This window comes from Pelagicoccus mobilis, assembly GCF_016595505.1.
In the GTDB taxonomy this organism is placed as follows: Bacteria; Verrucomicrobiota; Verrucomicrobiia; order Opitutales; family Opitutaceae; genus Pelagicoccus; species Pelagicoccus mobilis.
On sequence record NZ_JAENIL010000026.1, the window covers coordinates 18,109 to 31,502 of the forward strand.

Sequence of the window (13,394 nt, forward strand, 5' to 3'; positions counted from 1 at the left end):
TTAAAGGTTTCCGACGACTTGTTCTGTTTCGCGGGCGATCATCAGTTCTTCGTTGGTTTGGATGACGATGGCCTTTACGGGAGAATTCGGTTTGGAAATGATGCCTTGATTGTCGCGGCCTGCGTTCTGGTTGGCTTCTGCATCGATTTCGATGCCGAGGTGGGCGAGGCGGGCGAGGGTTTCCTCACGGGCGTTTGAATCGTTCTCGCCGATTCCGCCAGTGAAGATCAGGGCGTCGCACTCGCCGAGCGTAGCTCTGAGGGCGGCGAGGCTTTTCGCGAGTCGGCGGGTGAAGATCGTTACGGCGAGTTTTGCGGCCTCGTTCCCTTCGGCGGCTGCCTGGCGTAGCGTGCGCATGTCGTTGGACATTTCAGAGAGTCCAAGGAGTCCGCTCTTTTTGTTGAGCGTGGTATCGATTTCTTCGATACTCATGCCGAGAGATCTGCTCAGATGCAGGATGATGCCTGGGTCGATGTCTCCGCTGCGGGTTCCCATTACGAGACCTTCTAGAGGAGTGAGTCCCATGGTGGTATCGACGCAGCTGCCGTTTTCGATTGCCGCGGCGCTACAGCCGTTGCCGAGGTGGGCGGTGATGATGCTTGTTTCGGAGAGTGGTTTCCCGAGAATGCGTGCTGCTTCGGCGGTGACGTATTTGTGGCTCGATCCGTGGAAACCGTAGCGGCGAATGCCGTGCTCTCGATAGAGTCCCATCGGGATCGGGTAGAGGTAGGCTTCCGGCTGGATCGTTTGGTGGAAGGCGGTGTCGAAGACGCCTACTTGGGGAAGATCTGGAAAGTGCTGTGTGGAGGACTCGATGCCGAGTAGATTAGCCGGATTGTGCAGCGGCGCAAGTGACGAGCAATCTCTTACGACTTCGAGAGCGGCGTCGTCCATGAGGCAGGCTCCTGTGAAGCGCTCTCCGCCATGTACGACACGATGACCGACGGCTTCAATTTTCACCTGGACGGCATCGGAGGCGAGAAATTGCGAGAGTGTATCAAGGGCCGCACCGTGTTCTCCGTTTGGTGGCAGGTTGCCGGTCTGGGGAGCGTCTAAGAGACTGCTCTCCATCTTGAACTTGGGGGATTCGGATCCGAGCTTGTCGAAGAGTCCGCGAGCGAGATCGGAGCCGGTTTCCGTATCGATGACCGAGAATTTTAGTGATGAGCTACCGCAGTTTATAACCAGTATGTTCATTAGCCGAATGCATTTGGTGAATCAGAATCATCATATCGACTAATCGATGTGCTCTTACAAACTTTAATTAAAGAAAGTTTTGTAATTATTTAACGGCATCATTTGACATTCGCAAGTTTTAGGCAGGTGGAATTTGGATTCCGTCCTCTTTGCAGAGTTTGATGAGGGCGTGTTCCATGATGTGGCGGGCCTTGGCGGTTTCGCGGTAAAGGTATTGGTGTAGTTCTTTGGCTTGTTGCGTTTCGTTTTCGCATTGCTCGCTGTAGTTCTCGAAGGCGCAGAGGCTAGTGATGAGTGAGCTCACGTGCCGTGGGCATTCGCAATCGAGATCTGGCGCGGAGTTAGCGAGTTCGGTTAGCTGTTTTTCGGTAAGGAGTCTTGGCGGAGGCTCGGTTGATTGGGTGGGGGTGATTGTCTGAGCCTTGTTGAGGGATGGCATGATACTGTAGAGGTATCGCTCGAGCATGATGCTGTTGACCGGCCAACGCAGGAGGTGGACTTGGGCATTGGCGAGTTCCCTGAGCAAGCTTCGCTGCATGAAGTCGAAGATGAGAATGACGGTGATGTCGGGGTTTTGTCGTGAAAATTCCAGAACGGCGGATTTTTCTGCGGGATTGGGGCCTTGGCTGTCGATGAGGACGAGACTCAGGTGATGGTCTCCGCTGATGTACTCTGAAAGCGCTTCGAGAGTGGTGAAGGACTTGGAGTTCCAGAATAGCGGCTTGGCGGCGCTTAGCCTTATGCTGGCTGACGGGCTGACGAAGCCTGCCTCCAAATTGGAGAGCGAGGGAATTTCGTTTGAGAAAGCGAGTTCGCTGGTGGACTTCAACTCCGCGAGGCGCGTTTGCAGGTCCTCGCTGTCGAGTCTGGCGATTTGTCCGATCGAGTCGCCTAGGTCGATGAGGGACTTGAGGTTGATGAGGCGTTTGAGGTCTTGGCTGCTGAGGATGCGCTCGCCGGATTCCGTTTCGATCGAGGCGGCGAAGTAGTCGCGCCGCATCCAAGTGCGAATGGTGTTGGGTGAGATGCCTGCCATTTTGGCGGCGGTGCCGATTTTGTATCCGGTTTCTGTTTCTAGGTTCATCGATGTGTTTGGTTTTAAATGTTGTTCTTTAGAAGCTGAACTAGTGGCGGACTAGGCTGATTTCAAATTTCGGCGGCTATGTTGTTCAAAAAAGAGCGTTTAGGTAAGGCGTTTTGATTTTTGAATCGTGGTTGAACAAGAAAAAGCCCCTGCCTTTTGTGGCAGGGGCGAGAGTGGTTTGCTTGATCCGATGTCTCTATTGCGAGACGAGCGATTGAGCGAGTTCCTCTTTGATGGGGCACTGCTCTGGGATTTTTAGGAATTTGGGCGAGACGAGAGTGGTACAGGGGGTGTTCTCGTTTCCGCGTCGGAAGGTCTTGATTTGACCGACAGCCATGTCGACAGCTCGTCGTCCGTTTTCGTGGTGGTTTTGGTCGATGCCGCCGAACTTGAGGGAGCGTTTATTTGCGTCTAGGGGGACGAAGCGGCATTCGTTGCCTTCTTGTAGCATGGATCTGGCGACATCGGCCATGTTGTTCCAGTTGCTGATGATGGCTTCGACTTTGTTTTCACGGGCCCATTCCAAAGCTGCGGGACGGACGTCCTCCTTGTAGTCGGCTCCGTGCTGGAAGTAGTGTGGCTCGATCCAATCCTCGGCGGGGATCTCGCGTCTGAGGCTGTAGAATCCGGAGGCGTAGGTGAAGTGCTTGTGCTCTTCCTCGAACTCGGACACGGCTAGTCCGATGCGATGGATTCCCATTTCCTTGAGCTTACGATGCACGAGGCGAATGGACTCGATTTGATTGGTTTGCACTGAGTCGAACTCAAGGAATTCCGGGAATGGATTCACTTTGACGAGAGAGTATTGCTCCCAGTCGAGCTCGAATGGTTCGTCGAAATAGTCGAAGGCTCCGAAGATGACTCCTTGGATGCCGCGAGCCTGCAAAACGCGGTTGAGCGACTTCGAGTCTTTGTACTCATGGCCCAGCCAGAAGGTGTCGAGCTTGTAGCCGAGTTCGGTAGCGCGTTCCTTTGCTCCGGCGAGAAGGTCGCGATGCACGTGGTGCTCGCTGACGCCCTTGGGGTCGCGAACGTTTATGATCCAGGCGATAACTTGTTCGCTCGGTCGGTTTTTAGTGGCTTGGCGGTAGGCGACGAGGGCGGATAGTGCCGGGTCGGGGCGGTAGCCCATTTCGTCCGCTAGCTTCTGAATACGTTCCCGCGTGCTTTTAGGCAGGCTAGGGTGATTACGTAGAGCCAGGGATACGGTTGTTTGGTGGACGCCGGCGACTTTCGCCACGTCCTTCATCAGTACGCGGGGTTTGTCCATGAGGGGTGATGTGATGAGTTTAGTTTTGGAGTGATGTTCTAGGTCGCTCTTGTGAAAGAGCTGACTCTTAAGAGAGAGTATGCGAAAGGAGCAAAGTGCAAGTCGTTGGAATTGCTAGTTGAGCTCTTGCTATAGAATGCCCTGTTTAAAGGAGATCTTGCGGAATGCTCTTGAGAATCCTTTCCTCAGCAGGGGTGGGCTAAGCTGTCTCTTGGCTTTTCTTGAAGTATGAGATCAAACCTTTCCACCAGAGGCCTACGATCCATTTGAAGTCCTCGAGCATCAAGTAGACGCAGGGAACGAGGAAGAGAGTGATGAATGTGGCGAAGGCGACCCCGAACGCTAGCGAAGTGGCCATAGGGATGAGGAACTGAGCTTGCAGGCTGGTTTCGTGGAGAATGGGGACGAGTCCCACGAAGGTCGTGACCGAAGTCAGCAAAATTGCGCGGAAGCGTTGCATGCCTCCGATTCGGACGGCGTCGATCAAGCTGTGCCCGCTTTCGCGTAGGCGGTTGATGCGTTCGACGAGTACGAGTGAGTCGTTCACTACAACTCCGGCCATCGCGATCATGCCGATGAAGGATAGCAGGCTGAGCTCTTGAAAGCCGTAGAGATGTCCGACAATCGCTCCGGCTACTCCGAAGGGGATGACTGAAATGACGATGATTGGCTGGAGGTAGCTTCTGAAGGGGATGGCCAGCAGCATGTAGATTAGTGTGAGCACGAGTACGGAGCCGCCGATCAGTACGGGGGTGGACTCGGCGAAGTCCTTTGCTTCGCCCCCCATGGCCGGGGTCACGCTCGGGTAGCGTTGCAAGATCTTGGGGAGGATCTCGACGTATACTTTCTGACGGATCTCCTCTGTCGTGATGGCTGTTTTGTCCGCTTCGGCCTGGATACGGACTATACGTTTGCGGTCTAACCGGGAGATGGAGGGATAGCCGATGCCCATTTCGATGTCGGCCACTTCATACATGGGGATACGGGCCCCGGTGGGGGCCACGATGCGCATGTTTTCCAGGTCGCCGAGGGATTGGCGTTGTTCGCGTGGATAGCGAACCATGATTTTTACGTCCTCCTTGTCTCGCTGGACGCGTTGAACTTCCGCTCCGTAAAAGGCGTTGCGAACTTGGCGGCCCAGGTCGGAAGCGTTGATTCCGAGGGCGCGGGCGTTGTCTTTGAGGCGGATCTTGAGTTCGCGTTTTCCTTCGGAATAGGTGTCGCGGATATCGTGGAGCCCGCTGATATTGCGGAGCTCTTCCTGGATTTCGACGGAGGCGGCCTTGAGTTTGTCGAAGTCGCGTCCGGTTAATTGGATGTCGACGGGAAGGCCTACTGGGCCGGCGGCGTTGGCTTGGAAGTTTAGGCGTTTGGCTCCGGGGATGTTGCCGACTTTTTGTCTCCACCGTTCAACTACGTCATTGGCGTTCGAGTCGGTCAGCTCGCTTTTCGCGAGTTCGAGAATGATCTGGCCGACGTTTCCGCCGGACGCTCCGCCACCGGAAGGATCGCCGGGAGCCGAGGCGGCCCCGAGCATGACGAGCTTGTTCTTCACCGGATCGATTTTGCCTGAGGCGGAGTCTTCCTGGCGAATTTCTTCGAGGGCGGATTCTATGCGGTCCATCGCCTTTTGCGTTTCGGCCACGGGAGTGCCTTCGATCATGGTCAGGCTAGTGAAGATGTAGTCCGAGGGTACGCTTGGGAAGAAGACAAAGCGCATGAGTCCCGAGACGGGTAGCGAGATCGCGATGGCGAAAAAGATGCCGAAGAAAGCGAAGGTAAACCAGCGCCAGCGAATGGCTCGCTTGAGCCACTTTTGGTAGGTCTTTTGGATGAATCGCTCGAGGGCGTCGGAGATGCCTCTCTGAATACGGGAGAACCAGTTGAGCTCGTTGCGGTTGTGCTTGTCGCCCACGTTGCAGAGCGAGAGGTGGTAAGGAAGCACGAGTTTGCTTTGGACGAGCGAGAAAGCTAGGGTGGGAATGACGACCCAGGGAATGACGCCCATGAATTTGCCCGGCATGCCAGGTAACAACAAAATGGGTACGAAGGCGACCATGGTTGTGATGACCGCGAACGTTACAGGAGTGGATACGCGGTGGGTGCCTTTGATGGCGCTTTCGGTGCCGGGGCCGCTTGTCTGGAATTCGGTGAAGACGCTCTCTCCCACTACGATCGCGTCATCCACCACGATACCGAGCACTAGGATGAATGCGAAGAGGGAGATGAGGTTTACAGTGATGCCGACGAAGGGGCCGATTGCCAGGGTGGCCAAAAAGCTGACGGGGATGCCGATGGCTACGAAAAACGCTAGGGAAGGGCGCAGGAAGATGGTGAGGGAGATGAGGACGAGCACGAAACCGATAGCTCCGTTTTCCAGTAGCATGTCGATACGGCCTTTGAGGTAGAAGGACGAGTCGCTCCAAGCTTCCAGGGTGATTCCTTCGGGAACCCAAGTTTGCTGTGCGTTTTCGACGTAGGTGTAGACTTCGTCCGAGATTGTGAGCGGATTTTCGTCGCCCACTTCCCGAACGAGCACCGTGGCGGCTGGCTTGTTATTGAAGAATGAAGTCAGGTCCGTGTCTTCCAGGCCGTCGTTGATGTGAGCGACGTCCTTGAGGTACACGCGGGCACCGTCTGGCTGGGTGAGCAGCACGATGTTTTCGAAGTCGTAGGCGTTGTAGGCCTGCTCTTTAGTGCGCAGCTGGATCTCTCCGCCTTTGGCTTTGATAATTCCGCCGGGGAGGTCGAGGGAGTTTTGGCGGACAGCATTGACGACTTGGTCGAAGCTTAAGTCGTAGGAACGCAGAGCGTTTTCGGTGACTTCGATCGCGACTTCGTAGGCACGTACTCCTTCGACGGATACTTGGGAGATGCCGGATATTTCCGTGAGCTCGTCACGTACGCGTTGGGCGATCTTTTTGATTTCGATCTCGCTAGCGTCGCCATAGACTGAAACGCGAATAACGTCTTTCGGTATCAGGATTTCCTCTACGATGGGACGTTCGGTGTTGGCTGGGAAACTTGGGATTGCATCGACGCGGGTCTTGATGTCGTCCTTGAGTTTGGAGATGGAGTAGCCCTTGTTTACTGTGACGGTCACCGAGCCGTATCCTTCGGACGCGGTAGAGTTGATCTCCTTGATGCCGTTGACGCCTTGCAGGGCTTCTTCGATACGAATGACGACGAGTTCTTCGACCTCTTCTGGAGCGGCTCCGAGAAACGGCACGCGTACCGAAACCATGTCGAGGGAGAATTCCGGGAAGAGCTCGGTCTTGGCAGTGAAGGTGGAACCGATTCCTCCGATGACGAGTATGAGCATCAGCAGATTTGCTGCGACTCCGTTTTTGGTGAACCAAGCGATCATGGCGAGTGGTTGTCTGGTTCTCTAGTTTGCGGATTCCTCGTCGGGCAGAATGACTTCCATACCGTTGACGACGTATTGGAGAGGTGTGAGGCAGACCTTTTCGCCGGGTGAGAGTTGCCCTTGGATAACAGTTATCTCGGTGGTCTTTTGGATGGGAGTGACGGGGCGGATTTCGAGGGTGCTGTCGTCTCGTATGATGAAGAGGGTGTCGTTTTCGCGCAGGGCGCGACGTGGAATGACGTAAGCGTCTTGGAGCTTCGCACCGTCGATTTCGGCGGTGACGAAGGATCCCACTTTAAGGGGCGGGCGTTCGCCAGATGGGTCTTTGCCGTAGGGGTCGTCGACTTGTGCGACTATGTAGAGAAGGCGGGACATCGGATCGACGGCGCCTTCGGAGCGGTCGATCGTACCACGCCAGCTGTATTCTTCTCCCCCGTAGATGGACTTTATGGTTACGCCAGGGCGCGTTCCGCTCTCGGAGCCGTCGCTGTAGGTTTCGGGAACTCTTACGAGTTGGGTGTCTTGCAGCGATAGGCCTAGTCGGATTTCTGCGGTATCCACAGAGTAGATACTCGCGATTTGGCTTTGGCGGGCGTTGGCGTATTGGCCGACGTCGACGAATTTTCTTTGTACCCGGCCGTTGTAGGGGGCTTTTACGACTGTTCTCGAAAAGTCGCGTTCGGCTGATGCTACGGCGGCTTGGGCGGCTTCGAGATTGCTTTTGGCTCTGGCGAGTTGCGGTTTGCGTAGGACGAGGTCGGTGGGCGTTTCTCCGTTGCTGAGGGCTTTCCAGTCTTCTTGAGCTTGTGCGGAGGTGGCGAGTTCTTGTTGGTAGGCTAGGTTTGCGTCGGCGTAGCGGCTCCTGGCGGAAGCCAAATTGGCGATGTAGTCAGTATCGTCGATGGTAGCGAGGATATCGCCTTTTTTGAAGAATCCGCCGGCGTAGAGGGCGGGGGAAATTGATTCGATTCGGCCTGACACTTCCGCGAACAAGGTGGTCTGGGTGCGAGGTTCGACGGTGCCTTGGCTTTCGACGGAGATCGTGTGAGTGGTTGGCTGTACGACGAGGACGTCGACTGCGGGAAGGATCTTTTCGGCCGGTAGTGTTTCGGGCGGCTTTTTAAGGGCGATGGCGAGGCCGAACACGGCGCCAGATGCGATCACGAGCATGAGAATGGCGGGGACGACGTGCAGGAATAGCCATTTGGCAACGGAGGGGCGGTTTAGGTCTTGGTCCATTGTGTGTGTCTTTGGAAATTAGAGATCTCCGCCTAGGGCGATGTGGAGCGAGATTCGGTTTTGAAGGCGTTGGTTGCGGATGGAGAGAAGCTGGCTTTGCGCTTCGAAGGAGCGTCGCTCGGCGTCGAGCGCGGCGGTGATGTCTACAAGGCCGCGGGCATAGAGCTTCCAGGCTTGCTCTTCGGCGAGCTGGTTTTCATTGGAGGCGATTTCGGTTTGTTGCTCTAGGTCGAGCAGGTCCTTTTCGGCGCGGAGCGAGGTCTCTACCTCTCGGAATGCGGAAATGACGGTGTCTTTGTATCGGGCGAGTTGTGACAGCTGGCTGGCTTTTAGTTGGTCGCGTTGTCCTTTGAGGCGACCGCCTTGGAAGAGGGCGATGGTGAGGTCTCCGGCGATGGACCAGACGTTGAAGTCGCTGTCGAGGAGATCGGAAAAATCGTTTGAAAGCGTGCCGTCCGATCCGGTGAGCACGAGGCTGGGAAGCCAGTTTTTGGAGGCGGATTTCTCGAGGGCGAGCGCTGCGAGGAGTCGATTTTGTTGGGCGAGCACGTCGGGCCTACGTTCGATGAGCTCGGAGGGCAGACCGGCGTTTGGCGTTTCGGGAAGGCTTGGCAGCGTTTCAGAGGTTTGCAGTTCGGCGGATGGGTAGCGTCCCAGCAGCGTCTCTAGCTGTCGAACACTGGTATCCATCTGGCTGCGACGAGCGATGGCGGAGGCTCGGGTTGACGAGGCTTGGGCTCGGGTTAGGCGTAGGTCGAAGGCGTCAGTCAGTCCGCGCGAATAGCGGCTTTCGAGGACTTCGAGTTTTGAGTCGAAGGCCTTGGCGCTTGCGTCGGCTAGTTCGAACTGGCTCTTCGATTCGATGACATTGAACCAGGCTCGAGCGACTTGAGATGAGAGGGATAATTGGAAGGACTGGTAGTCGTTTTCGCTTGCTCGGTACTGGGACTTGGCTGCGAGGTGTTCTTCGGCCAGGCGGTTCCAGATATCGACTTCCCACCGGGTGCTTAAGCTCAGAGCATGGCTCTCGCTATCGACGGTTATAGGTGGATCGAAGCTGAACAAGCTTTGGCTATCGGAGGAGCGAAGTCCGGCTCCGACGCTTGGGAGGCGGTTGGCTCCGCTGATTCGGGCGGCCGCTTCGGCGGCCCTGACGTTTTGGTAGGCGCTTTCTAGGCCGAAGTTGTTCTCCTGCGCTTCGATGACGAGCTGGCTCAGTTTGGAGGAGCCGAAGGTAGCGACCCAATCCTGGCTAGCGTAGGTGCCGGAGCTTTCGCTCCAGCTTTGCGGAACGGGGACGTCATCAAGCGAGGTTTCAGTGGATACCTCGGTTGTTCTGCAGCTGGAAAGGAGAAAGGCGATGGCAGCGCTCAGACCAATTCTAAGGCTCGATTTCATAGATCGGAGAGTTCGTTGGAATTACGGACGGGTGGCGGCGACGACTGCCTCTATTCCGCCTGTGACGAAGTTAATGAGGTGGTCTGCATCAGGAAAATTGATACGCATGTGGCCGTTGTCCGCTTTTTGGCGGTGGTGCATGACCCCACTGATGGAGCTGCCGAGGAAGGCGAAGCAATGGTCGACGAGCTCCTCTGGGTGGTCAGACATCGATCTGCCAAACTCGTAGCGGAAGGTTTTTATGAGTTTTCCGAGTACGTCTTTGTAGAGGATGGAGGTGAACTGCGTCTCTTCGGACATGCCTCGTCCCATGGCTCGCATGAAGGATTTTCTGTTTGTGCCGCGACTGAAGGAATTGACCAGTGGACGAATCAGAATCTCGACGAGGCTTCTTACTTCGAGTGGGGTTCCGTTCGCTTCTTGTAGAGCCGCCTCTAGCAGCTCGAAGCGCTCTTGGTTTATGGGCTCGATCCGGTGGCGGATCATGGCGAGGAACAGTTCTTCCTTGGATCCGAAATGATAGTTAATGGAAGCGACATTGGTGCCTGCCCGTGTGGTGATGTCCCGTACGGAGGCTCCATGAAATCCGCGGTCGGCAAACTCCCGTTCCGCAGCCTCAATTAACTTGATCTGGGTTTTGTTCATCCGTTTGCTCAAAAAAATCAAACGTTTGTTTAAAAGCGAGCAAGGCAATTCACTTCCAAATTCGAAATTTCGGGCCCGTGAAGGAGAAAGCGTTCTATATATTAGAATAATTGAAATGTTAGAATTCGCTTTCGTGTTCCAAGCGTTCCTTGAGCGGGATAGGCAGGGGAATTGGCGCGGCATTTGCAAACGCTGCCGCCTTGACGCATAGAAAATCAACCCAGACAGCTTCGTTAGCCAGATATGCCACTTCGGCCTGACTTCTCACAACAATCAAAACTTAAGCGCCAGACTGCGAAGTCTGGGCTTCTCGGTGTCGTCGTTTTTGGCCTGGCGGGGTGCGTGAGTACGCCACCTTCGAAATTAGGTGAACTCGATGCGGAGGTCCCTACGGAATGGTCGTCGAGATCTGAGCAGCAGGTTGCTTTCGAGGCTTCGTCGTGGATGAAAGACTTTGAGGATCCGAAGCTCGAATCGATTTTGGCCGAAGCGATGGAGTACAACTACGACCTCAAGCGTGCGGGGGCCCGGTTGGATGCGGCACTTGCGGGAACGCGGTTCAATCGATCTGAACTGTACCCGAGTGTTATCCTCAGCGGAAATGGGTCGGAGTCGCGTCGCAGCAGCGCGTCCGGGATCAATCAGACTCCGACTAACAAGTCCTACGGTCTTAATGCGCGTATGACCTGGGAGATCGATTTGTGGGGTAAGGTCCGAAATGGATACAAGGGTGATCTCGCTGACGGGGAAGCTGCGGTGGCGGACTACGAGGCGGCGAGGCTCTCGATCGCAGCCCAAGTTGCCAAGGCGTGGTATTCCGCGATCGAAGCGAATCAGCAGTACGAATTGGAGGTGAGGACATTGGAAGCGCTCACCGAGAGTTCGCGGATCATCGAGGAAAACTTTGCAAATGGAATTGCTCGGGCTCTAGACGTTAGACTGATCCGAGCCAATGTTGCCTCTAGCCGGAGCGCCTTGGAGAATCGTCGCCGGAATCGTGATGCGTCGATACGCAGCTTGGAGGTTCTGCTGGGTCGCTATCCGAAGAAGGAGATCGATGTTGTATCCGAATTTCCTGACTTGAAGGCGTCGATTCCGGTGGGGTTGCCTTCGGAGCTGCTATTGCGCCGGCCTGATATCGTAGCTGCGGAGCGAAGATTGGCAGCTGCGGAACAGCGGAAATTTGAGAAGAGCAAGGCTCGGCTTCCGAATGTGAATCTTTCGTTGAGTCGCGGGACCAGCGCGAAGGATTTTCAAGATATCTTCGAATTGATGGACAATCGAATTTGGTCGAAGTCTTTGAGCGTCGCCCAAACTGTGTTTCGCGGAGGGAGGTTGAAGGCTGACTACCAGAGAGCGATTGCGACTTACGAACAGAATGTCGCCAACTATTCCGATACTGTATTGACCGCCTTCCGAGAGGTGGAGAACGCGCTTTCAAACCAGGACTCCTTTGCTGTCGATTACGAGGCGCTTAAGGTTGCCGCTTCGGAATCGATAGAGGCGGAGAAGCTCGCTTGGGAGGAGTATTCCAGCGGTTTGACTGGAATAACCACGGTGCTCGATTCCGTTCGTCGCGCTATCAATTCCCAGCGTGCTTTTATTCTTGTCGCGAATCGACGAATACAGAGCCGAATCGACTTGTACCTCGCACTTGGGGGCGGGTTTGAGACCGAGAGCTGATTACTAATTTCTACTATTGCACCATCTGACCACTGACACGCTTTTGCCATGAGACGCACCCTTCAATTTGTACTTCCCGTCGTAATAGCCCTCGTTTTCGGGGGGATCATTTTTTGGATTTTCGCCAACAAGGAGGAGCCGCAGCGACGACGTTTTTCTCCGCCGAGTCCCGAGGTCGTGGTGCGCTCCATGGTTCCTGAGGATTTTCAGGTGACGTTGCGTTCTCAAGGATCGGTCAAGGCAAGGACTGAGAGCACGCTGATTCCTGAAGTCCGTGGACGGATCGTAAAGGTGTCTCCGAATTTTCAGGACGGAGCGTTTTTTGAGGAAGGCGAGGTGTTGCTGGAGATAGACGACAGGGACTACCATTCGGAGCTAAGGGTAGCGGAGGCTTCTTTGGCTCAAACTGAGCTTGCCCTCCATCAGGAAGAGGCGCGCTACGAACAGGCTCGCCGCGACTGGGAGCGTCTCAATCCTGGAGTGCAGGCGACAGAGTTGACTTTGCGCGAGCCACAGATTCGTCAGGCGCGTGCTGCGGTGGCTTCTTCTCAAGCTCGTGTGGAGACTGCGAAACTTAACCTGGAGCGTACCAAGGTGAAAGCGCCTTACGCGGGAAGAATTTTGACCAAGAGTGTGGATGTAGGACAGTTTGTTTCGACCGGAAATCAATTGGCTAAGATCTATGCGGTCGACTACGCGGAAGTGCGTTTGCCTTTAACGGCTTCGCAGGCTGATTATCTGTCGCTGCCTTCGATCTATCGCGGATCAAATCCTTCGATCGAAAATGGTCCGAAGGTTGAGCTTTTATCTACCGTTGGCGGCAAGACGCATACCTGGGAAGGTCGTATCGTTCGATCCGAAGGAGCGGTGGACGAGCGGACGCGGCAGATCTTCGTGGTCGCCCAAGTTGAGGATCCTTACGGCGAGACGGTACACGGCCGCCCGCCGTTGAAAGTCGGGACCTTCGTGCAAGCAGCGATCGAGGGCAGGACTTTGAAGGATGTGTTTGTGGTTCCACGCAACATGTTCCGCGAAAATAGCTATGTGCTTTTAGTTGATGGCGAGAGCTATCTGGAGCGTAAGAAGGTCGATGTCGTTTGGGAGAATGATAAGAGCATCATCGTCAATGGCGGCCTTTCTGCGGGGGATTTACTTTGCATGACAGACGTGCCTTACGCCTTGGAAGGTTGGCAGGTCGCTCAGAAGATGGAAGAGGTTAAGGGAAGTCCTGACGCGATGGTCGCTGAAGCTGAGGAGCCTAAGAAACGACGTCGCCCAAGTTCCGGTGGCGGAGGGGGACCAACTGCTTATTTCGACCAGATTCTTGAGAAGTTCGGAGACAGGATGCCAGCAGACCTGAAGGATGAGTTGGTTGCTCTGAAGGCGAACATGGACTTTTCTAAAATGCGTCCGCTTATGGGGAAAATCTCTGAATGGGCGGAGGCTAATGGAGAGGAAATGCCGCCAAGAAGCGGTGGTGGACGTCCTCGTAGCTAGTGTGTGAACCCATA

Annotated in this window: 9 protein-coding genes; 2 read left to right on the top strand and 7 right to left on the bottom strand. The window is 55.2% G+C overall.

Annotation, left to right across the window (positions count from 1 at the left end):
- From JIN87_RS14535 to JIN87_RS14565, 7 genes are all read right to left on the bottom strand, one after another.
- A complete protein-coding gene (locus JIN87_RS14535; RefSeq protein ID WP_200356306.1) occupies window positions 1-1,197 on the bottom strand; it encodes an acetate/propionate family kinase in 1,197 nt (398 codons plus the stop codon).
- A 118-nt stretch (window positions 1,198-1,315) separates the two neighbouring features.
- The gene (locus tag JIN87_RS14540; protein WP_200356307.1) at window positions 1,316-2,281 is read right to left on the bottom strand and encodes a MerR family transcriptional regulator; all 966 of its coding nucleotides are present in this window, start codon (window positions 2,279-2,281) and stop codon (window positions 1,316-1,318) included.
- 196 nt (window positions 2,282-2,477) lie between these two features.
- A complete protein-coding gene (locus tag JIN87_RS14545) occupies window positions 2,478-3,551 on the bottom strand; it encodes a LacI family DNA-binding transcriptional regulator (RefSeq protein WP_200356308.1) in 1,074 nt (357 codons plus the stop codon).
- A 199-nt stretch (window positions 3,552-3,750) separates the two neighbouring features.
- A complete protein-coding gene (locus JIN87_RS14550; RefSeq protein WP_200356309.1) occupies window positions 3,751-6,918 on the bottom strand; it encodes an efflux RND transporter permease subunit in 3,168 nt (1,055 codons plus the stop codon).
- 21 nt (window positions 6,919-6,939) lie between these two features.
- Entirely contained in the window at window positions 6,940-8,157 is a 1,218-nt protein-coding gene (locus JIN87_RS14555; RefSeq protein ID WP_200356310.1) for an efflux RND transporter periplasmic adaptor subunit, read from the bottom strand.
- A gap of 18 nt (window positions 8,158-8,175) precedes the next feature.
- On the bottom strand, window positions 8,176-9,555 hold the full coding sequence (locus JIN87_RS14560; RefSeq protein WP_200356311.1) for an efflux transporter outer membrane subunit: 1,380 nt from the start codon (window positions 9,553-9,555) through the stop codon (window positions 8,176-8,178).
- A gap of 21 nt (window positions 9,556-9,576) precedes the next feature.
- Window positions 9,577-10,200, bottom strand: coding sequence for a TetR/AcrR family transcriptional regulator (locus JIN87_RS14565; RefSeq protein WP_200356312.1), 624 nt, complete (start codon window positions 10,198-10,200; stop codon window positions 9,577-9,579).
- A 243-nt stretch (window positions 10,201-10,443) separates the two neighbouring features.
- Here JIN87_RS14565 and JIN87_RS14570 point away from each other — a divergent pair, with 243 nt between their 5' ends.
- Window positions 10,444-11,883, top strand: a complete 1,440-nt coding sequence (locus tag JIN87_RS14570) for an efflux transporter outer membrane subunit (RefSeq protein WP_200356313.1) — start codon at window positions 10,444-10,446, stop codon at window positions 11,881-11,883.
- Between the two features lie 48 nt (window positions 11,884-11,931).
- A complete protein-coding gene (locus tag JIN87_RS14575) occupies window positions 11,932-13,380 on the top strand; it encodes an efflux RND transporter periplasmic adaptor subunit (RefSeq protein WP_200356314.1) in 1,449 nt (482 codons plus the stop codon).
- Window positions 13,381-13,394: the final 14 nt, after the last annotated feature.